Raw genomic sequence first — 22,178 nt, forward strand, 5'->3', positions numbered from 1 at the left:
ATGAGTAGAAAAAATATCCAACATATCACGCTTGATCAATCAACGAAAACGTTTGAAAAAGGCAAAACTGCGTCATTTACCACAGCGGAAGACATTGAAGTAAAATCTTCATACAATCAAGAAGATCTTGACAATGTAGAACATTTAGATTTTGTAGCAGGAATTGCACCCAATCTTCGTGGACCATATTCTACGATGTACGTTCGCCGACCGTGGACCATTCGTCAATACGCAGGATTTTCTACCGCAGAAGAAAGCAATGCGTTCTACAGAAGAAACTTAGCTGCGGGACAAAAAGGATTGTCTGTTGCGTTCGATTTAGCAACGCATCGCGGATACGACAGCGATCATGAACGAGTAGTAGGCGATGTGGGAAAAGCAGGTGTTGCGATTGATTCGGTAGAAGACATGAAAATTCTCTTCGATCAAATTCCGCTCGATAAAATGTCAGTTTCCATGACGATGAACGGCGCGGTGTTGCCCATTATGGCATTTTATATTGTGGCGGCAGAAGAGCAAGGTGTGAAACCTGAATTACTCGCAGGAACCATTCAGAATGATATTTTGAAAGAGTTTATGGTGCGTAATACCTACATTTATCCACCAACGCCTTCCATGAAAATTATTTCGGATATTTTTGAATATACGTCGGCAAACATGCCAAAATTCAACAGTATCAGTATTTCCGGATATCACATGCAAGAAGCTGGCGCCACCTGCGATATTGAACTTGCATACACGTTGGCAGATGGTTTGGAATACATACGCAAAGGACTTGCCGCAGGAATGGACATTGATACTTTTGCGCCGCGACTTTCGTTTTTCTGGGCAATTGGCATGAATCATTTTATGGAAATTGCTAAAATGCGCGCCGCTCGGATGTTGTGGGCGAAGTTGGTAAAACAATTCAATCCGAAAAATCCAAAATCAGTATCCTTACGAACACATTGCCAAACGAGCGGTTGGAGTCTTACAGAACAAGATCCGTTTAACAATGTAGCGCGGACCTGTATTGAAGCAGCAGCAGCAGCTTTTGGTGGTACGCAAAGTTTGCATACCAATGCCTTGGATGAAGCCATTGCGTTGCCCACAGACTTTTCTGCACGAATTGCCCGAAACACACAAATTTACCTCCAAGAAGAAACTAAAATTACCAAAACGGTGGATCCTTGGGCGGGAAGTTACTATGTGGAAAAACTCACCCATGAAATTGCACAGAAAGCCATGCAACTGATTGAAGAAGTAGAAGAATTGGGCGGCATGACCAAAGCAATTGAAGCGGGCATTCCGAAAATACGCATCGAAGAAGCTGCGGCGCGTAAACAAGCACGCATTGACTCTGGACAAGATGTGATTGTGGGTGTCAACAAATACAGACTAGACAAAGAAGATCCATTACATATATTAGAAGTAGACAATCAAACCGTTCGAAATGCGCAATTGGCACGTTTGGACGAATTGAAGCAAAACCGAAATGCTTCCGAAGTAGCAGAAGCATTAGCAAAACTCACAGTAGCTGCGAAATCTGGAGAAGAAAACTTATTAGCATTAGCAGTAGATGCAGCCCGTAAACGTGCAACTTTAGGTGAAATTTCAGATGCACTCGAAGCTGTTTTTGGAAGATATAAAGCACAAATTAAATCATTTTCAGGCGTGTATAGTAAAGAAATCAAAGACGATAGTTCGTTTCAAAAAGCAAAAGAATTGGCTGCTAAATTTGCAGAAATAGAAGGTAGACAACCGCGAATTATGATTGCAAAGATGGGACAAGACGGACACGATCGTGGTGCAAAAGTAGTAGCAACAGGTTATGCAGATGTTGGTTTTGATGTAGACATCGGACCTTTATTCCAAACTCCTGCGGAAGCTGCCAAACAAGCCATGGAAAACGATGTACATATTTTAGGTGTTTCTTCTTTGGCGGCTGGACACAAAACCTTGGTTCCGCAAGTAATTGCAGAATTGAAAAAATACGGTCGTGAAGATATTATGGTGATTGTCGGCGGCGTCATTCCGCATCAAGATTATGAATTTTTATTTGAAGCGGGCGCAGTTGCCGTGTTTGGTCCTGGAACTAAAATTAGCGAAGCGGCGATTCAGTTGTTGGAAATTTTAATTGACGAAGAATAATTTTTACACATAAAAAAGCTGTCTAATTTTTCTATTTTTAGACAGCTTCTTTCATTATATTTTAAGTATTAGAAAACGCCTGCAGCAGCTTCCGCAGCTTCTGCACTGCTTAAATCTGTTTTGGTACATTTTCCTCCATTTGCACACGGAGAACAATAAGGTAAATCATTGTTTTCACGGTCATATTTCACTGCACATCCAGTAGATTCATGAGAACATTCGGATGTTGTACACGTTATTTTACGATGTGCAGCTATCGTGGTTGTAGCATTTGCCACTTCTAATTTTGAAGGTGATTCAATCACTTTTACATAGAAAGAAGTACGGTATGTGTCGCCTTCAAACAATAAATTGTATGTATCATCAATGCTTGCCACATACACACTTGTATAATTTGCGTCAATATTGGCATATTTTTTCATGTTTGCGCTCAGTGTAGTTAGCGCTTTTTTCGTATCAAACGTTATGTATGGCATTCCATCTTTTATATAGCCGATTTCTATCCAATCAGCATCCATGTTAGGTACCTTTGATTTGGCAGTGCTTTCCTCGTTTACAGTTGTGGTTTCTTGATCGCTATTACAGCCGATTAGTAGGAATGCGAATGCAAGTACGATCATCGGTACGATTTTAACTATTTTTTTCATTGGTTAGGTTATTTGATGTCCTTATTTTTAGGATAAGTTGACATGTTTTTATTCAACTCACTACGCAATTACAGAATATAATTGAAGCGCGGAATGTATTTTTTAGTTTTACTTGGTGCTTGTATTCATTTCCACCATTTATCATAATTGTGAGGCGTCAACACACGTTCCAAATGACAATTTTGGTAATTTTAGTTTTAGGAGAGAGTAAGGGAATTTTCTTTTTGCCGCATCAATTATTGTAAGTAATTATAATTGATTTTTTAAATTACAAAAAATATGCTAAAAATCAAACAGTTACGTGTGATTTCACTGTCAAGAACTTAAAATTAAATATAGGTTTGAATTAGTTTCTTGAAAAGTGTTCTTTAAATGATGATAGTAAAGCGAATTCCATCAGATAAATTTGTAGAAATAAAAGATTGTAAATCAATAAATTTAATGGTGACAATGCGAAATTGTTCTATGTTTTGTATTCTATTTTCGACGCTCTTAATTCTTGTAGTTGCAAGAGCTCATCAAATCATTTAGATTACATTATTTTGAGCAAAAAAAACACTGAAAAAAGATTCCAGTGTTTCACAAAGTATGTTTTAATTTTATTATTTCTGTTTACAATGACAGCTCTGTTTTGTGGACCATGAACCTTTTACACAACAAGCATAATATCCTGTTCCGCAAGACACTGAACAACTTCCATAGTTACCATTGGTAAGACTGCAAGAAGTAGAGCCTTCACCGCCATGATCACATTTTCCTTTGCCATCAGTATCTACAATTTCAGGAACTTGTCTTTGAAGTGTTGGACTGTAATAATCAATATCTTCGTAATTTTTATTTTCTTTAGGAGTCCAGAAATACGATAAACTCTTTGCTGTTAAATTGACTTTAATATTGTTTTTAGAAATAGCGTTAACATCAGTTATCAATTGATTTGACACATTTCCTTTCACACCAATAAAAACACTATTATTGATAAGAATTCCATCGTTTAAATAAGCGATTTCATTAATTTTTTCATTGAATTGGAATGCTTCATTTGTTTGCACATGAAAAATATGTTTTTGATGTAATGTCTCTGTATACAATAAAATTTCATGGTTGTGTGTACTTACATTTTTAAAATTCCCCTTTAAAAATATAGGGTTTTGATAAAATGCTGTTTTGGTAAATGTAGAATTTGCGATTTGTTCAGCAGGAATTGCATCTTCACTATTTTCATCAGTATTACATGAAAATGTAAAAAGTACTAAGAATAGTACGATTGGTAGTTTTTGTAGTGTATTCATAAGTTGTAGTTCCTCTAAATAAAAGATAAAATTGGAAAATTAACAATACCAATACGATTAATCTTTTATGAATTAGATTATTTTCTTACAAATTTATGAATTTTACAAATACTGGCAAAGTCAAAAAAGAGTGATTTACCATAAAAAGAATACGGTTGTGCCTTATTTTCTACACTTTAAATGTTTTTTGACATGTAATTTCAACATCATTAAAAATTGAACACAACTCAATGGAAGTTTATCCTTTGTATCCAAAGCTTTTTTCGGGTATTTTCCCAACAACACCTTCAAAGAATTTGTAGATATACGCAAAATCTGCTTTTATGTCGTCCGTTGGATAGAATAATTTATCAATTTTCACTTCCTTTTTGCCAAAATCAAATGCTACTAATGTAATCGGAACTTTAGCTTCTTTGGCAATATAATAAAAGCCAGTGCGCAATTCATTGACCAATTTACGCGTTCCTTCAGGTGCCAAGGTCAATCGAAATTCTTCTTTTCCTTTGAACACAGCAGCAATGGCTTGCACTTTGTTTTGCCCTGGAGTTCTGTCAATTGGTGCGCCACCTGTCCAACGAAAATACCAGCCAAATGGAAAGCGAAACAATTCTTTTTTCCCCACATAATTTATTTTAGTTTTTGTGATGCTTCTAATCATCAATCCAATGTAGAAATCGTGCCAACTTGTATGTGGAACTACGGCTACAATACATTTTTTCACTTCCTGAGAAAATGAACCTTTTATTTTCCAACCTAAAAGTTTGAAGTAAATAAATTTGTAAATGGCACGCATAATAGTTGGGGAATTTTTAAAATTAATTTGGCATTTCAATGGTTTTGTAAAGGTAGTGAAGTTTCAAGGATTGAACTATATAATTATTTTTTAATACGAACGTAAAGTTTATAATTCTGATACATTTATGATAACATTAACACGATTGTTCCATACGGAACTAAACAACTCGTTTACGCATTCAAAAGGTGTGTTTGCGTATTTGAGGTTAGTTTCCCAATATTGACTTGATTGTCTATGATTCGTCATTGCAAACGAAGCGACGTAATTTAACGTTATGGGAATTAGGTTTTGGGAATTAGGAATTAGTCGTGTTTCAAAGAACATTATATTTCCAAAAGAAACAGATTGCCACAAGTTTCTACAAAACTTTCGAAAAGACGTTTCAAAAAAAGTCTACTAATCTAGCAACAAAGTCATCTAAAAGTTCTGCGTACGCAAGAACGCATCTAAAAAGGTAGCTGAGCAAAGTCGAAGCTACATTTTCTTATACATATGCTTCAACTTCTCACGGGTAATGATTTCCTGCCAGTTTTTACCCAAAGCATTTTCCCAAAGTGGCACCAACATCAAAGCAATGTCAATCATTTTGTCGAAATCTTTGTCAGTCAAATCTTTGCAAACATCTTTTGGAATGTCAATATCATGCTTCACAACCATTTTTTTGAATTCTGAAACACCTTGCGGATAAAATTCCTCCAAGTGATTGAATACAATACAGTTTCCAATTCCATGTTTGGTTCCTAGCAAATAGGAAAGTCCGTAACTCATGGCGTGTGCGACACCAACTTGCGAATAGGCAATACTCATACCGCCGTGCCAAGAAGCCATCATGAGTTTGTCTTCAGAATCTTCATCACGCACGTTTTTCTCTAAGAATACATTGCGACATAATTCGAGTGCTTTTTCGCCATAACTCTGACTAAAGGCATTCAAATACGTTCCTGTGAGCGATTCTATACAGTGAATATAACAATCCATTCCCGTGTAAAACCACTGATTTTGCGGCACACCACGCGTCAATTCCGGATCTAACACTACTTGATCAAATGGCGTATAATCCGAGTTGATTCCTAGTTTCTTTTCAGGTCCAGTTAAAACGGTAGTACGTGAAACTTCCGCGCCAGTTCCAGAGATTGTTGGAATTCCCACATGATATACAGCTTCACTACTCACCAAATCCCAACCTTGATAATCGGCGGCACTTCCTTCATTTGCCAACATAATTGCTACCGCTTTTGCCATATCAAGCAAGGTTCCACCACCAATTCCAATAATTCCTGATGGATTTTCGGTAAAACGCGATTTCAGTTCGCTGACCAACGCATCCACTTGTGAGGTTTTCGGTTCTTCATTCGCAGAAACAAAAATAATCTGATCTAAAAAACGAAGCGGAATGCGATCAATCAACCACGGATTGTGCTCGAAAACATCATCTACCAAAAAGATAAACGGCGCCTTCGTATTGATTCGTTTTGGCGTTAGAATTTCCTGTATCTGGTTAAAACTTCCTCTTCCGAAGATTACTCTGGGAACCATTGGAAAGTTTTTGTACTGCATAATTAGTTAGTTTAATGTTGTAAATATAAATAGTCTGTTAACTTATTTCGTGATTTAATAAATTTTCTTGAAATTTTTCGGTAAACTGCCCCACATGATAGCCATCCATCAAGGCGTGATTTACAGAAACTGAAACCGTCATCATTTTTTTAGCACCAACTGTTTCCATCTTACCAAAAGCAATTCTTGGAACAGATTCTTTTTTTCCATGAAAAGGCTCTTTATGACCTGAAAAGTTTACCCAAGGCAAAGCCGATACAAAAACACAATCTTCCGTATTTTTAGGCGGAAAAAGTGCCTCTGAATTGTAAATTCGGTTTTTTTCTTGTGCTACATTGTGTTTGAACGTTTCAAAATTCGCATCATAATTAATAAAAGAAAAACCGAACACGTTATTTTCTCTTAAAATCGTTGCTGATGCGTGAATAGCCTCGTGTACCACAATTTCATCTTCGTTTTCTATGCGATAGCGAAACGCTTCTATTGCATTCACAGCTTTCATGCAATCGTGCAAATACACAGTAAAAAAACTATTTCCAGATGTTTTGGCAAATGCATACGCTTTCGTTACATCCACCGGTGTTGCTACGGCAAAAAACGGATCTTGAAAAGTGTTGAAAAACGCAAAATGTTCCTTGCGATTCCATGTGTGTACATCGAGCTTTCTCATTTACAAATGGTTTAACACTTCTCTGATGTTTTTGACGACATCATATTGTTCCGATTCTTCATGTGGCGCTACTTGTTCATGTTGCCATGTCGTGTGAAATGGCACATGAATCGCCTTTGCTCCAATATTGATAATTGGCAAAACGTCTGATCGTAACGAGTTTCCAATCATTAAAAATTCGTTCACATCAATTTCGAGATGCTCTAATAAATCGCTGTAATTTTTCTCTTTTTTATCACTCATCACTTCCACATGATGAAAATATTTGGTCAAGCCCGATTTTTCTAATTTGCGTTCTTGATCGAGTAAATCGCCTTTTGTTAAGACTAATAATCGGTATTTTTTGTGTAAATGTTCAAGAGTTTCTAGAATGCCATCGAGCAATTCTACAGGCATGTCGATCATTTGCTTACCGATTTCTAAAATTTCAGTAATGACTTTGTTGGAGATTTTTCCATTGGAAAGTTCCATTGCACTTTCCACCATTGATAACACAAAACCTTTAATTCCGTAGCCGTAAATTGGAAGGTTTTTCATTTCCATCTTAAACAATTCTTGATCAATTTTATTCTCTGTTTCGTATGCAGACAGCAATTTGGCAAACTTATGTTCTGCATCTCTGAAATAGGTTTCGTTCACCCAAAGCGTATCATCGGCGTCAAACGCGATGACTTTTATAGCATCATACTTCATGAGTTCCATACTTTTTTGGCGCGTTCTAAATCTTCTGGCGTATCAATTTCAACACCTTCTACAGTGGTCGTCACCATTTTTATTTTCTTCCCAAATTCTAAATAGCGAATACACTCAATTTTTTCAGTGGCTTCAAGCATTTGCATAGGTAATTTGGCAAAATCTAACAAGGCTTGCTTGCGAAATGCATAAATTCCTTTGTGTTTGTAATATTTGGCACCTGCATTTTTATCTCTTGGAAATGGAATTGGCGATCGTGAAAAATAGAGTGCAAAACTGCGCTGATCTACAATGACTTTTACCGTGTTAGGATTGCTAATTTCGTCCCAATCCGTAATTTCTACCATCAATGAAGCGAGATCAATTTCTTTTTGCGGATCTTCATAAAAAACGTTGATTACCTTTTCTAAACTGGCTTTTTCCGTGAACGGTTCGTCACCTTGCACATTGATTACAATATCGGCTTCCACGTCTTCTACGGCTTCTGCAATGCGATCGCTTCCAGATTCGTGTTCCTTTTGACTCATGATGACATTTCCGCCATTTTTGCTAATTTCTTCGCGAATCACATCGCTGTCCGTCACTACATAGACTTCTTCAAAAAGACCTGTAGCAACCGTAGCTTCGTACGTTCGGGTAATTACCGTTTTACCGTGTAAATCTTGCATGAGCTTCCCTGGAAATCGAGAAGCTGCATATCGTGCGGGAATCATTGCTATTATTTTCAAAAGGAAGAATTTTAAGTATTCAAAAATACAATTATTTTGTGTGATGAAGAATTGATAGCCTTATTTATTTGGTTTTGGCTTTTAGTCGCCATTGCAATAGTTTATAAGTGTAGCAGTTCAAATTACAAAAAACAGAAAAAACAAATTGACAAATCCACAAACAACCACGAAAGATTATGCAGTTTGAAAACTCAAGGTAAACGTTGTTAATCCGTTTTCAGATTTAAAGAAAATCGTGCCGTCATGCGCTTCTACAATACTTTTGGTTAAGGTCAATCCAATTCCCGAACCGTCTTTTCTTGTGGTAAAATAGGGAACAAAAATATTGTTTTTAATTTTTTGCGAAATGCCAATGCCGTTGTCAGAAACCGTCAAATGTACGCGATTGTTTTCTTGGCTTATGTTGACTGTAATTGTAGGTGTTGAAGCTTCTTTGAGTGCGTATAAACAGTTTGAAATCAAATTGATAACAACTTGTTCCAATTGTTGTTTGTCTGCCAAAAGTTGAATGTTTTCTTCACGTTGAAAATGCAGTTGAATGTTTTTTTCTTTAAATTCTTGCGAGAACAAATCCAGCGTTTGTTGTACCGTTTCGGTAAAATTAATTTCCTTTTTGTCAGGCAATGGCAATTCGGATAATTGACGATACGTATTTACAAAATTATTCAAGTGTAACGAACGCTTTTTGATGATTTTCAATCCTTGCGATAATTCTGACAATGTATCTTCATCAGGTTCATCTTGCAAAAGCGAATCTAAGTTTTCTGCCAAACTGCTAATTGGCGTAATCGTATTGATGATTTCATGCGACATGACGGTCATCAATTTGTACCAAGATTCCTTTTCTTTCTTATCAATTAACTGTTGAATGGTTTCCATCGTTACCATCAAATAATCGTAATCGCTCGTATGTGTCACGGAAGTTTTCAGGAAAAAAGATTCCAATTGCTCGTTTACGGTGAGCGAAATGGTATGTTTCACGCGTTTCCAAGGTTTTGCGTCAATAATGTTGACCAACGGTGTAATTTTTTCTTGTAATAATTTCCAATTGTAAAACTTCGGAATCTGAAAGAAATCGACAAATGCTTTGTTCAATTGAAAAACTTCAATTTCATCATTTTTATCCTTTCGGAGAATGAGAACGCCAATCGTTAAACTCTCAATAATATTGGTAAAAATTACCTGTTCAGAAGTGAATAATTGGCTTTGTGTTCGGTATTTTTCTTGAAGTTTGGCTGTTTTTGCATGTAAAATATTTTGTTGCTTTTCAACAGATATTTTATTGGAGAAGTCGTCGTTTAGCAAACAATCTACTGTTTTTTCGATGTCTAAAAAGAGCTTTTTTAAATAATCAAAACACAAGAAGGTTTGAAAAATTAATAACAATGTAAACCCAAATCCGTTGATTACATATCCTTTTTGGAAAAAATAAAAAATCAACATGGCATTGACTGCAATGAGCAAAATACGAATGGAGAGTTGTATGTAAATTTTTTTGCTCATTAGAGTTGGTGTTTTTCAAGTCGTCTGTACAAAGCAGCACGCGTTAATCCTAAATCTTTCGCAGCTTTAGAAATATTTCCATGATGTTTGTCCAACGCTTGCTGAATCAGGATTTTTTCGGTTTCTTCTAAGTTTAACGTCGCTGGCATTGCAGTATTCACTTTGCGTGAAGAAAAGTGCAAATCTTCCGCTTCAATACTTGTATTTTCGGTAATAATAACGGCGCGTTCTATAATATGTTCTAGTTCCCGAATGTTTCCAGGCCAACTGTAATTTTTTAATGCCGTAATAGCATTGTTTGAAATTGAAGTCAATTGTTTTCGGTATCGTTGATTCAACTTTTTCAGGAAATGATTCGCTAAGACTTCAATGTCTTCCGAGCGTTCGCGCAATGGTGGCAATTGCAATTCGATCGTGTTGATTCGGAATAGTAAATCTTGTCGGAAAGTTTGTTCGTTTACCATTTCATGAATAAGTGCGTTGGTGGCACAAATGATTCTCACGTCAATTGGGCGTTCATTTCCTTCTCCCAAACGTGTCACTTTTCTATTTTGAATTACCGTTAAAAGTTTCGATTGAAGGTGTAATGGCAGATTGCCAATTTCATCCAAAAAAATCGTTCCGCCAGCCGCCAATTCAAATCGTCCTAAGGTATCTTTTTGCGCATCGGTAAACGCACCTTTCGCATAGCCAAACAATTCACTTTCAAATAAATTTTCGTTCAATGCACCTAAATCGACATGAATAAACGGATGATTTTTACGATTGGATTGCAGATGAATTTCTTTGGCAAATACATATTTTCCTGTTCCGTTTTCACCTAAAATCAACACGTTTGCATCTGTTGGCGCCACTTTTTGCACCAAATTGATGGCTTTTTTCATCGCCACCGATTTCCCAATAATGTGTTCTGTTTGTTGGTGAAAATCTTTATCGAGTTGTTTCTGTACCGTTTCAAGCTGTGTTGTTTTTCGCTTGGAACGCGCCAATTCCACACCTGCATTTACAATACTATATAGCTTTTCGGTGTTCCAAGGTTTCAGAATAAAATCGGTGGCACCTTGCTTGATGGCTTCTACCGCTAAATTTACACTTCCAAAAGCGGTCATGAGAATTACAGTCGTTTCTGGACTGATTTCCTTGATTTGTTGCAACCAATACAAACCTTCTTTCCCGTCTTCAAAGCCAATGCGGTAATTCATATCTAACAATACCACATCAAAAGTTTGTGAAATGATGTAATTGCGAATCTTTTTAGGATTGTTCGTCGTAATGATTTCCGTAAAATACTTCTTCAAGCTAATGCGCGCCGAAAATAAAATATCGTCGTCATCGTCGACAATTAATATGGAAGCTTCTTTCTTTCTCATACTACATAGTTAGTGAGATGTTTGATAATGAACAAAAAAATGTTCGAAAATGAACACTTCTAAAATCGACTTATTTTTTAAGTAATTGATATTTAGTCATTTGTGTGTTTATTTTTTCATGGCACAACAATGGCACTCTACTTATCAAACAAAATTAAAAGCGATGGACAAGCAACTTCAACCAAAAAATAAAAAAACGAAACGCATGCTGTTTTGGGGAATTCCAACAATCGTAGTGTTCGCCATTATTTTTATGAGCGCTACACGCAAAAAGCAAGTCAATTTACAAAAAGACTCCATTTCAATCAAAACGGTATTGAAAGGTGATTTTGAAGATGTATTATTATTTAATAGTACCGTAGAACCAAAAACGTCGGTATTGATCAACGTCATTCAAGGTGGATCGGTTTCAGAGGTGTTTGTAGAAAGCGGACAACTAGTCAAAAAAGGCACACCATTATTACGTGTGTACAATCCGAATGCAGAATTGAATTATTTGACGCAAGAAACTGCCATTGTAGAGCAAATTAATAATTTGAGAAATATTCGCGTCACGATAAAGAATCAACAGTTGAATTTAGACGAACAACTGTTGAGTATTGACAATTCGTTTAAAAATGCGGAACGTCAATACACGACTGATCAGCGTTTGTATAAAAAAGATGTCATTGCACGCAACAAGTTTCAAACTTCTGAGCAAGAATATAAATTTCAAAAAGAGCGCAACGAAGTGATTAAAGCGAAAGTTTCCAACGAAAAAAATGATCGAAATGTGCAATTGGCTCGTATCAATGCATCTGTTCAGAAAATGGAAGAAAGTTTAGAATTGTTACGCAAAAACAAAGAGAATTTTATTGTAAAAGCGCCTCAAGATGGATTGTTGTCATCGTTCAATCCGACCTTGGGACAAAATTACAATCAAGGTGATAATGTCGGTAAAATTGACGTCTTAGATGGTTACAAATTGGTTGCAAAAGTAGATGAATACTACATTTCTAAACTTGAAGAAAACATTCGTGGAACGGTAACAGTTGAAGAAACAAAACTCCCAATCCGCATTTCAAAGATTTATCCTGAGATTGTGAGTGGTAATTTTCAAGTGGAATTACAGTTTGAAAACGATTCTATTTCCAAAGGAATTCGTCGCGGAATGTCGTTAAAAAGTAAAATGTTTTTATCGAACAACAGTGAAGCGGTATTATTGCCAAAAGGATTATTTTTCCAAAGCACGAATGGAAAATGGGTTTTTGTGTTAAATTCAGACAATAAAGCGGTGAAACGAAATGTACGTATCGGACGTGAGAATCCTTTTTATTACGAAGTATTGGAAGGTTTGCAAGCGGGCGATCGCGTGATTACGTCAAGCTATGACGATTATAAAGATATGGAAGCACTAAACTTGAACTAATTATGCTAGTATTTGTATATATTTTAGTGGAAACGCTTGTCGGATTATTATAAATTATGAATGTTGAATTTTAAATTGAAAAAGTATTTTTAAGAGCCAAGAGCCAAGAGCCAACACCAAATAAACAATCATCAATCAAAAAACGAACGCTTCGACAGGCTCAGCGTGGGCAGAACATCAATCAAATAAAAACACGTCATATTGAGCGTAGTCGAAATAAAAAAAACAACAAAACAATGATTACATTAACAGATTTAACGAAAGTATACAGAACAGAAGAAGTAGAAACGACTGCACTTCACAAATTGAATTTAACCGTAAAAGAAGGCGAATTTGTGTCCATTATGGGAACTTCAGGATGCGGAAAATCGACTTTATTAAATATCATCGGATTGCTAGATGCGCCAACTTCTGGAAGCTATCAATTTGCAAAAGAGGAAGTTTCGAAATATTCGGAAAAGCAACGTGCCTTAGTGCGTAAAGCCAATATTGGATTCGTATTTCAAAATTTCAATTTGATCGACGAACTTTCTGTGTATGAGAATATTGAGTTGCCATTAATTTACAACAAAGTACCATCTAGCGAACGCAAAAAACGGGTGAATGAAATTTTAGAACGCGTCGGAATTGCACACAGAGCAAAACATTTTCCATTGCAATTGTCTGGCGGACAACAACAACGTGTTGCGGTAGCTAGAGCTTTGGTGACGAATCCGAAGTTGATTTTGGCGGATGAACCAACCGGAAATTTGGACAGTAAAAACGGGAATGAAGTCATGGAATTATTGGCAGAATTGCACGCTTCTGGAGCCACAATTATCATGGTGACGCATTCTTCGTATGATGCGCAATTTTCAAGTAGAATTGTCATGATGAAAGATGGCGAAATCATTTCAGAGAAAACGAACACACGCGATATCGACGTCTTAGTTCAGTAACAAAAACAATCATTCATCAATCAAAAAAACGAACGTTATGTTACAAACTTGGATTAAAATATTTTTTAGAAATAGTAAAAAAAACTGGCTTAATTTAGTCGTGAATATTTCCGGCTTAACACTGGGTTTTGCAGGTTTACTCATCGTATTATTATACTTTAATGATGAACTCAGTTATAATGACTGGAATCCTAATAAAGACGAAATATACAGAGTGGCCAACACATCCAGAAATAATGGAATTTGGTTCTCTAGTACCTCTGCAGAAGCGATCCTTTTTAAAAGCGACATTCCAGAAGTAGAAGAAACAGTATTGGTTTCTCCATTTTACAGAAGTCGTGTGTTACTCAATGGAGAAACGAAAGTGTACACGGAGAAAATGACGCAAACGGAACCAAATTTTTTCGACTTTTTCCCATTTACAATTTTAGAAGGAACTACTGCAAAATTTGCTGAAAACCGAACTCATATTGCGCTGTCAAAAGAATTTGCGAAAAAACTTTACGGAAACAAAAGTCCTATTGGCGAACTAGTTAAAATTGATGGCAATGATCATATCATTACTTGTGTGTATGAAGTTCCAGGAAACAGTCATTACGAGTCTGAATTGTTGATGCAGTTTAGCAAACCATTCGAATTGCACTGGGGAAACTTTCAAAATGAACTCTTTTGTAAAATTACCAAAGATGCCAATATAGATGAGGTTCGACAAAAAATGAACAATGTCATCATTGAGCGAAATGTAAAGCCACAGTTGGCAAAAAATAACATGACTTTGGAAGAAGTTAAAGAAAAGTATGGCATCATAGAAGTATTGTTAGAACAGTTGAGCACCATTCGGTTACACCATAAAGCCAATCATGCAGGTCCGGGCGGCAAAGGAAACTATCAGTTATTATTGGTATTACTAGGCTTATCTATCTTATTAATCATTATTTCTTGTGTGAATTTTATCAACTTATCAACGGCTTCTGCAAGTCAGCGCGCCAAAGAAGTTGGTGTAAAGAAAACGCTTGGATTGTCCAAAAAACAACTCATTTTTCAATATGTTTTTGAAATTGTACTACAAGGATTTATAGCACTTTTATTTGCGTTGATTTTAGTGGAATTTGTTTTACCATATTTTAATCAATTTATGGACAAGAATATACGCTTGACCAACGGAGGAGTTTTATTAAAATTGATTGGTATTGCCATCGCTACTTCAATTACTGTTGGAAGTATTCCTGCATTGTACTTAGCTAATTTTAAAACTGTTGAAGTCTTAAAAGGAAACTTTTCACGCAGTAAAAAAGGAATTATTGCTAGAAACGTTATGCTAGGATTGCAATTTTTAATTTCTGGATTCTTTTTAATTGGCGTGTTGGTTATTTACAATCAAATGGCGTTTATGATTCATAAAGATTTAGGTTTTGAAAAAGCGCAAACGCTGGTGGTAGATGTCTACAATATTGAAGACGAATATAAAAAGTATGAGCTGTTAAAAAGCAGTATGATTCATCATGAAAATATTATGGAAATATCTTCAAGTATGTTTGTGCCTGGCGATGGAAATTTAAACGGAACGAGTCTTCGTTATGGAGACGAATCGTTCAATACGGCATCAAATACGATTGACCATAATTATATAGATTTTGCACAGCTCAATTTACTAAAAGGACGAACGTTTTCGGAAAAATTTGCGTCTGATACAATTTCAACAATCATGCTGAATGAAACAGCGGCGAAACGCTTAGGTATTTACAACGATCCAATAGGAAAAGAAGTGAATCTTGGTTGGCAACCCGATGAAGATAAACGTAAATTTGAAGTCATCGGAATGATTCAAGATTATCACTTTGACGGTTTTGATGTAAAAATAGATCCTATGTTTTTAATTCATTGGAAAACATTTCCGATGACAAAAAAATGGCTGAGTGCTATACAGTTTAAGATCAAACCTGAAAATATTTCACAAACCATTGCTGACATAGAAGAATTTTGGATAGAAAATGTGGACGATAAGTATCCATTCAATTATCAGTTTTTAGACGCGCATTTTGCCGAAACATATGAAAAATATGAAAAGCAACAAACCATGTTTTTGATTCTTTCTACCATTGTCATCATCATTTCGTTACTAGGATTATTTGCGCTGGCAACCTTAACTATTCAGCAGCGTTTAAAAGAAGTTGCCATTCGCAAAACGCTTGGCGCTTCTGTCAAAGAAATTATGTTTCAGCTTGTAAAAAGCTTCTTAAAAATTACCATCATTGCTGTAGTTGTATTGCTACCAATATCCTATTACTTTATGCAAGGCTGGCTCGATAATTTTGTATATCGAATTGATATGCCACTTTGGCCATACATTGTAACACCTGTCATACTGCTCATTCTCGTTTTTGTTGTAGTAGGCGTAAAGGCATTCAATGCCACAAAAATTGATTTAATCAAATACTTAAAATTCGAATAATATGTTAAAAACTTGGCTAAAATTATTCTTTAGAAATAGCAAAAAGAATTGGTTAAATACCACAATCAATATTAGTGGTTTAACACTCGGATTGGTAGGTTTGATTATTGTGTTATTGTATTACAAGGACGAAAAAAGTTACGATCAGTGGAATACACAAAAAGACATGGTTTATAAAGTAGCTCACAAATGGGGCGATGGACAAGTATATGATGACGCCACAAAACCAGAAGGGAAGACTGTAAAAGAAGTTGTTCCGGGAGTTATAGATTATTGCTCTGTTAATTCAGGCTATTACAGTCAAATATTGCGCTACAAAGAACGTTCAATTTACGAAACGAAGATTGGACGTGCCAATGCTAACTTTTTTGAGTTTTTTCCGCATACGATCGTAAAAGGTAACCCCAAAGAAATCTTGACAACAAAGAAATCAATGGCGATTTCAACAGACTTGGAAAAACAATTGTTTGGAGAGAAAGAATCCATTGGAAAAACTATTAAATATGGAAAAGAGGAGCGTATTGTAACTGGTGTATATGAGTTAAAAAAACCTTCGGTATTTATGCCAAATGCCATGATACATATGCCTGTGACCAAAAGTGATAACTGGGGAGGATACAGCGTATATACATTTTATAAAATTCCAGTTGGGACAGATTTGGCTTCTGTTGAAAAGAAAATTTACGACCTTTACGTAGCTAAATATTATCAAAAAGAAGCAGAAGAACAAGGAATTACCGTAGATGAATATGTGTCTATGCAAGGTTCAATTCCGATATTAGAACGTTTGGTAGATTTACGTTTACACGGACAAGGCGATGATGGCATGGTAGAAGGCAAAGGAAACTATTTGTTACTCCTAATTATGCTGAGTTTATCTATTTTGATTATTGTGATTTCCAGTATCAACTTTATCAATCTGTCTGTAGCTTCTGCAAGTCAACGTGCCAAAGAAGTAGGCGTAAAGAAAACCTTGGGCGTTTCTAAACTCGGATTGCAATTGCAGTTTGTATTGGAAATTGTAGTGCAAGGAATTATTGCTGTTTTTCTAGCGTTAATTATTGTAGAATTGTTATTGCCTGTCTTTAATGCATTTATCAATAAAAATCTCGTGTTAAGCAATACAACGATCATTCTGCAAGTGATCGGTTTGGCAATTGCAATTTCAGCAATTATTGGTTTTATCACGGCTTTATATGTGTCAAATTTTAAGACGATTCATGTGTTAAAAGGAAACTTTTCCAGAAGCGGCAATATGATTTTGGTGCGAAATGTGATGCTTGGCTTGCAATTTGTTATTTCAGGATTTTTCTTTATTGGCGGATTAGTGGTATATGCACAAGTGGAGTATATGAGTTCGAAAGATTTAGGATTTTCGGGAGAAGAAATCTTGGTGGTAGAATTCAATGACACGCAAACAAGCAGAAGCAAACAATACAACTTGATCAAAAATGTATTTAAGAACAACCCGAATATTGAAGACATTACTTCTACGTTTTTAGTGCCTGGTGACGATAATGATATTTCGTTAGATGTGATGCACAAAGACATTGCGGTAGATTCGAAATTCATTCCGCTCGATTTTGGGCATTTAGAAATGATCAACACCAAACTAGCCAAAGGACGTTACTTTTCTAAGGATTTTGCTTCCGACACCATCAACAGTGTTATATTTAATGAAACGGGAGTAAAACGCTTAGGAATTGCCAATGATCCAATCCATAAAGAAGTCAACATCGACGGCAAAAAGTTTACCATTGTCGGAGTTGTAAAAGATTATCATATTGAAGGCTTAGACAAAGAAATTCGTCCAGCATTTTTTATGTATTATACAGGTTTTAAATGGGTTCGTGGCGCGATGAGTACAGTACAATTCAAAATAAAAGAAGGAAAAAAAGAAGAAGCTTTGGCAGAAATTGAACGTTTCTGGACGACCGAATTAGAACCTGGCTATCCGTTTTCATTCTACTATTTAGACAAATATTACAGCAAAACACACGACATTTACAAAAAGCAACAAACGCTCTTTTTCATTCTTACCTTAGTGGTTATTTTCATTGCTTTATTAGGATTGTTCGCGTTGGCAACGTTGACCATTCAGCAGCGATTAAAAGAAGTTGCTATTCGTAAAACTTTGGGCGCATCTGTCAAAGAAATCATGGTGCAACTCGTGAAAAGTTTTATCAAAATTACAGGTATTGCGGTAATCGTTCTTTTGCCCATTGCGTACTATTTGATGCAAAACTGGCTAGACAACTTCGCGTACCGAATTGACATGCCTTGGTGGCCGTATATCATTGCACCAATTACATTGTTAGTGTTGGTTTTCGTAGTTGTAGGTATCAAAGCCTTCAACGCAACCAAAGTAGATTTGATAAAGTATTTAAAGTTTGAGTGATTTTTGAAATTGGGTTTTGGGTGGTAAGTCTTGGTAAGTTTCTTAGGAACTAACGAAAAACAAATTAACGAAAAACAAATACCAAAAGCGAAGCGTCTCAAAACTCAACACCTAAAAAAGCTACGTACAAACCCTTGATTTGAAAACGAGTATTTGTTATGCTTTTAAATACGCATTTAATATTGTAAGTTTGGGAAAACTGACTAAAACCATATACGATGTCAACCTCAGACCCTACACCTAAAACGCCTCAACAGAACGAGGAAAAATCAAAAGCAACAACTCTAGAAACCTCGAAGTCTGGAGAAGCCACTACTCAAAAGCTTGAAAAAGAAGCACCAAAAGGTGTTCATAAAGGAGTTTCGGACAAACTCATGAATGAAATCAAAGAAGAGTTGGAAAACATGCTATCATTTGCGATGCGAAATGGAAAAGTTATTAATACTGAATTAAATCCTTTGATAGAAAGTAATAATTTGGACGATTTGATTAATGCGCACAACATTCTTGCTAAAAATGTTGCTCCCGCCACACCAAAATCAATCAAGTATTTAAAAACATTAAATGCTAGAGATAACAGCAGAACCATATTTAGCAAATTGCCAATCATTCGAAACTTAATCATACTTGCATTGGTGTTTTTGGCACTTTTTATAGGAACTTCTCTCTCAGATCAAGTTGATAATGCATCACTCGCAAAAGGAGTTTTAGACAATGATGGTACGCCTTTGTTTCTTAATTTAATGTTTTTGTGTGCAACTTCTGGTTTGGGTGTTGTTTTTTATTTACTAAAAAGCGTGAGTGAAGGTATTCAAAAAGGCACGTTAATGCCCGAACAATCCATTTATTATGTAGGCTTGATTGTACTTGGAATCATGTCTGGATTAATTCTTTCAGAAATTGTAGCAACCTACAATGGAGGAAAAAGTCTCACCGTTTTTAATAGTTGTGTTTTGGCACTTGTAGGTGGATTTTCTTCGGATGCGATCTTTACAGTATTACAAGGAATAATCAATAAAATAAAAGCCGTCTTTACATCAGATGACAACTAATTTAAAAATACAATCACACATGAAACTACTCATAAAAAGTATACTAACTGTCTTAATTACCATAAGTTTGATAGCTTGTGCGTCCATTCCGGCATCTACAGCAACGTTGTCGCAGGAGGTTATTTCGGAGGCAAATTCTATGCATCAGCTAAATATTGCATTGGTCAATAGATTATTTGACGAACGAAAGGACAAAGTGAACGATTTTATCAACAATCAATACATTCCTAGGTATGTGAAAAATTTTGAATCGAAAATCCCTGCTGGTGTTGACGTAAGTTCAGAATTGGCAAATATTCTAAAAAGCGTCATGCCAGTGATCAACAGAAAACGGGATTCGCTACAAGGTTTGCTAGATACGCAACGCAACGAAATGATTACGTCGTTAAATAACAGTTATGCAAATTATCAACAGGCAAGTTCAACGTTGCAAAACTTGATTACATCAGCAGTAAAGCTGAAACAATCTGAAGCAAATACCTTACAGGAAATTCAAAATTTGACAGGAACCAACATCAACGTAGGCAAAATACAGGGTCACTTAGACAGTTTATTAGTCAAAACAGGAAATGGTTTTAACAAACTGTTGAATATAGAATCAGCAATTAAAGCAAAAAATTAAAATAGAAAGACATGAGCGAAATAGATTGGGATAACTTAGCGGAACAAGCTGGAAAACAAACGGATACAGAATTTCAAACGACTATTGCGAGTCTAACACGCATCAGTATCAAAGAAATTGACCAATTCATCAAAGAGAGTGAAATTAGTAATGAAAATGCTGTGAAAGTATTGAAAGAAATCAATGCAGCAGCAGCTTCTAATACGGCTAAGGCAGATGCAATTGCCAATATTGACAACGGTGTTAATTTTTTGGTAAGCATGGCAAGCAGAATTGTGTAAAAACACAATATATACATAGTACAGAAAGCAATAGCGTATTTTATATGGTATTGCTTTTTTTTGTATCAAAGTGATGGAAATCTGATGAGTAGCTTCATAATTTTCTTATATTTTTCTTAATTAGGAACATGGTCTTCTGCATTTTTAATATCTTAAATATAAAATAGAAACCATGAAAAAAAGAAATCTAAAAGCGTTATCGCTTCGCAAAAATGCAATCTCTAATTTTAGCAATTCCGTTACGGGAAAAGGAACACTTAATTCAGACATTTCCTGTCCGATAGGAACCTGTATAGAATCTATAACCTATTGTACGTATGATACCTGCGGCACCTGTATTGTAACTCATTGTGAAGGCGGCGTCGTATGTAATTTGACCGTTCCGCCAGGGAAGTATTAATTTTTGAATAATGCGTGTATCTTCAATTTAACAAAGAGTACAATGTATTAAGATATTGAAAGCAATAACACATTTGGGTATGTTATTGCTTTTTCTATAAAGATATCAAACACTTGTATAGTTTTTGTTGATAAATTTTATGTAAGGAATTCAGATAAAAAACTACTTTTGTTATAAATCTGTTTAATAATTAGATAAAAGAATATGTCAGATACAAACACAGCATTAGATTGCTTAATTATAGGAAGTGGACCTGCAGGATATACAGCTGCTATTTATGCTGCTAGAGCAGACATGAATCCAGTGATGTATACCGGAATGGAGCCAGGAGGACAATTGACAACCACAACAGAAGTAGATAACTTTCCAGGATATCCAAATGGTACGGACGGAACGGCGATGATGGAAGATTTAAAAAATCAAGCAACTCGTTTTGGAACTGATGTACGTTTTGGAATTGCAACGAAAGTAGATTTGGCTACAGAAGTAGGAGGAATTCACAAAGTATATATCAGTGATGGTGCCGAAGAAAAAGAATTTCTAGCAAAAACCTTGATCATTTCTACAGGAGCTTCTGCCAAATATTTAGGGTTGGAAAGCGAACAACGTTTAATTGGTGGTGGCGTTTCTGCCTGTGCTACTTGTGACGGATTCTTCTACAAAGGACAAGATGTAATTGTTGTGGGTGGAGGTGATACTGCCGCAGAAGAAGCAACGTATTTAGCAAAATTATGTAGAAAAGTAACCATGTTGGTGCGTAGAGACGAAATGCGCGCGAGCAAAGCCATGCAACATCGTGTGAATGCAACTGAAAACTTGGAAGTATTGTACAATACAGAATTAGACGAAGTATTAGGTAAAATGGTGGTTGATGGAGTTCGCATTGTAAACAACAAAACGCAAGAAAAGCGCGAATTGGAAGTGATGGGAGTTTTCATCGCAATTGGTCACAAACCGAATACAGATATGTTTAAAGGCATTTTAAATATGGACGAAACTGGCTATTTGATTACGGAAGCAAAGTCTACCAAAACAAATATTCCAGGTGTATTTGCTGCTGGAGATGTTCAAGACAAAGAATACCGTCAAGCGATTACCGCTGCTGGAACCGGCTGTATGGCAGCTTTGGATGCAGAACGTTACTTGGCTTCTGTTGAAGATATGATTGAAGCGTAACCTTTGATTTGATAATGATTCGATTTGAAAATTTGAAAATTTTTTAATCATTGTTTTTCAACTTGCGA

Annotated in this window: 19 protein-coding genes; 10 read left to right on the forward strand and 9 right to left on the reverse strand. The window is 35.8% G+C overall.

The features are described from left to right. A complete protein-coding gene (gene scpA, locus KORDIASMS9_RS12785) occupies positions 1–2,130 on the forward strand; it encodes a methylmalonyl-CoA mutase (RefSeq protein ID WP_114905242.1) in 2,130 nt (709 codons plus the stop codon). A 68-nt stretch (positions 2,131–2,198) separates the two neighbouring features. Here the strand turns inward: scpA and KORDIASMS9_RS12790 are convergent, their stop codons facing one another. From KORDIASMS9_RS12790 to KORDIASMS9_RS12830, 9 genes are all read right to left on the reverse strand, one after another. Beyond that, entirely contained in the window at positions 2,199–2,777 is a 579-nt protein-coding gene (locus tag KORDIASMS9_RS12790) for a hypothetical protein (RefSeq protein WP_162819929.1), read from the reverse strand. Positions 2,778–3,379: 602 nt separating this feature from the next. After that, a complete protein-coding gene (locus KORDIASMS9_RS12795; RefSeq protein ID WP_114903208.1) occupies positions 3,380–4,066 on the reverse strand; it encodes a hypothetical protein in 687 nt (228 codons plus the stop codon). A gap of 238 nt (positions 4,067–4,304) precedes the next feature. Beyond that, positions 4,305–4,859, reverse strand: a complete 555-nt coding sequence (locus tag KORDIASMS9_RS12800) for a 1-acyl-sn-glycerol-3-phosphate acyltransferase (RefSeq protein ID WP_205317986.1) — start codon at positions 4,857–4,859, stop codon at positions 4,305–4,307. A gap of 477 nt (positions 4,860–5,336) precedes the next feature. Beyond that, positions 5,337–6,398, reverse strand: a complete 1,062-nt coding sequence (locus KORDIASMS9_RS12805; RefSeq protein ID WP_114905244.1) for an iron-containing alcohol dehydrogenase family protein — start codon at positions 6,396–6,398, stop codon at positions 5,337–5,339. A gap of 58 nt (positions 6,399–6,456) precedes the next feature. Then, complete coding sequence (locus KORDIASMS9_RS12810) at positions 6,457–7,089, reverse strand: CatA-like O-acetyltransferase (RefSeq protein WP_114903209.1); 633 nt, start codon at positions 7,087–7,089, stop codon at positions 6,457–6,459. Beyond that, complete coding sequence (locus tag KORDIASMS9_RS12815; protein WP_371412772.1) at positions 7,090–7,782, reverse strand: HAD family hydrolase; 693 nt, start codon at positions 7,780–7,782, stop codon at positions 7,090–7,092. Then, a complete protein-coding gene (gene kdsB / locus KORDIASMS9_RS12820) occupies positions 7,779–8,495 on the reverse strand; it encodes a 3-deoxy-manno-octulosonate cytidylyltransferase (RefSeq protein WP_205318074.1) in 717 nt (238 codons plus the stop codon). The genes KORDIASMS9_RS12815 and kdsB overlap by 4 nt, the downstream gene beginning before the upstream one ends. 189 nt (positions 8,496–8,684) lie before the next feature. After that, positions 8,685–10,013: a PAS domain-containing sensor histidine kinase gene (locus KORDIASMS9_RS12825; RefSeq protein ID WP_114903212.1), complete on the reverse strand. Its 1,329-nt coding sequence runs from the start codon at positions 10,011–10,013 to the stop codon at positions 8,685–8,687. Next, positions 10,013–11,383, reverse strand: coding sequence for a sigma-54 dependent transcriptional regulator (locus KORDIASMS9_RS12830; RefSeq protein WP_114903213.1), 1,371 nt, complete (start codon positions 11,381–11,383; stop codon positions 10,013–10,015). Before KORDIASMS9_RS12830 ends, KORDIASMS9_RS12825 begins: the two co-directional genes overlap by 1 nt. A gap of 163 nt (positions 11,384–11,546) precedes the next feature. Here KORDIASMS9_RS12830 and KORDIASMS9_RS12835 point away from each other — a divergent pair, with 163 nt between their 5' ends. The 9 genes from KORDIASMS9_RS12835 to trxB all read left to right on the forward strand — a co-directional run bounded on the left by KORDIASMS9_RS12835 (position 11,547) and on the right by trxB (position 22,110). Then, a complete protein-coding gene (locus KORDIASMS9_RS12835; protein ID WP_162819930.1) occupies positions 11,547–12,791 on the forward strand; it encodes an efflux RND transporter periplasmic adaptor subunit in 1,245 nt (414 codons plus the stop codon). Positions 12,792–13,027: 236 nt separating this feature from the next. After that, positions 13,028–13,729, forward strand: a complete 702-nt coding sequence (locus tag KORDIASMS9_RS12840; RefSeq protein WP_114903215.1) for an ABC transporter ATP-binding protein — start codon at positions 13,028–13,030, stop codon at positions 13,727–13,729. A gap of 37 nt (positions 13,730–13,766) precedes the next feature. Beyond that, positions 13,767–16,181, forward strand: coding sequence for an ABC transporter permease (locus KORDIASMS9_RS12845; RefSeq protein ID WP_114903216.1), 2,415 nt, complete (start codon positions 13,767–13,769; stop codon positions 16,179–16,181). A gap of 1 nt (position 16,182) precedes the next feature. Further along, on the forward strand, positions 16,183–18,579 hold the full coding sequence (locus tag KORDIASMS9_RS12850) for an ABC transporter permease (protein WP_114903217.1): 2,397 nt from the start codon (positions 16,183–16,185) through the stop codon (positions 18,577–18,579). Between the two features lie 218 nt (positions 18,580–18,797). Further along, positions 18,798–19,631 (forward strand): hypothetical protein, encoded by an 834-nt coding sequence (locus KORDIASMS9_RS12855; protein WP_240321051.1) that lies wholly within the window; start codon positions 18,798–18,800, stop codon positions 19,629–19,631. 19 nt (positions 19,632–19,650) lie between these two features. Further along, positions 19,651–20,253 carry a hypothetical protein gene (locus KORDIASMS9_RS12860; protein ID WP_162819931.1) on the forward strand — a complete coding sequence of 201 codons (603 nt, stop codon included), beginning with the start codon at positions 19,651–19,653 and terminating at the stop codon, positions 20,251–20,253. Positions 20,254–20,264: 11 nt separating this feature from the next. Beyond that, a complete protein-coding gene (locus KORDIASMS9_RS12865; RefSeq protein WP_114903219.1) occupies positions 20,265–20,534 on the forward strand; it encodes a hypothetical protein in 270 nt (89 codons plus the stop codon). Positions 20,535–20,706: 172 nt separating this feature from the next. After that, the gene (locus tag KORDIASMS9_RS23295; RefSeq protein WP_162819932.1) at positions 20,707–20,934 is read left to right on the forward strand and encodes a hypothetical protein; all 228 of its coding nucleotides are present in this window, start codon (positions 20,707–20,709) and stop codon (positions 20,932–20,934) included. A 204-nt stretch (positions 20,935–21,138) separates the two neighbouring features. Then, entirely contained in the window at positions 21,139–22,110 is a 972-nt protein-coding gene (trxB, locus tag KORDIASMS9_RS12870) for a thioredoxin-disulfide reductase (protein WP_114903220.1), read from the forward strand. Positions 22,111–22,178: the final 68 nt, after the last annotated feature.

The sequence above is a fragment of the Kordia sp. SMS9 genome (genome assembly GCF_003352465.1).
Classification (GTDB): Bacteria; Bacteroidota; Bacteroidia; order Flavobacteriales; family Flavobacteriaceae; genus Kordia.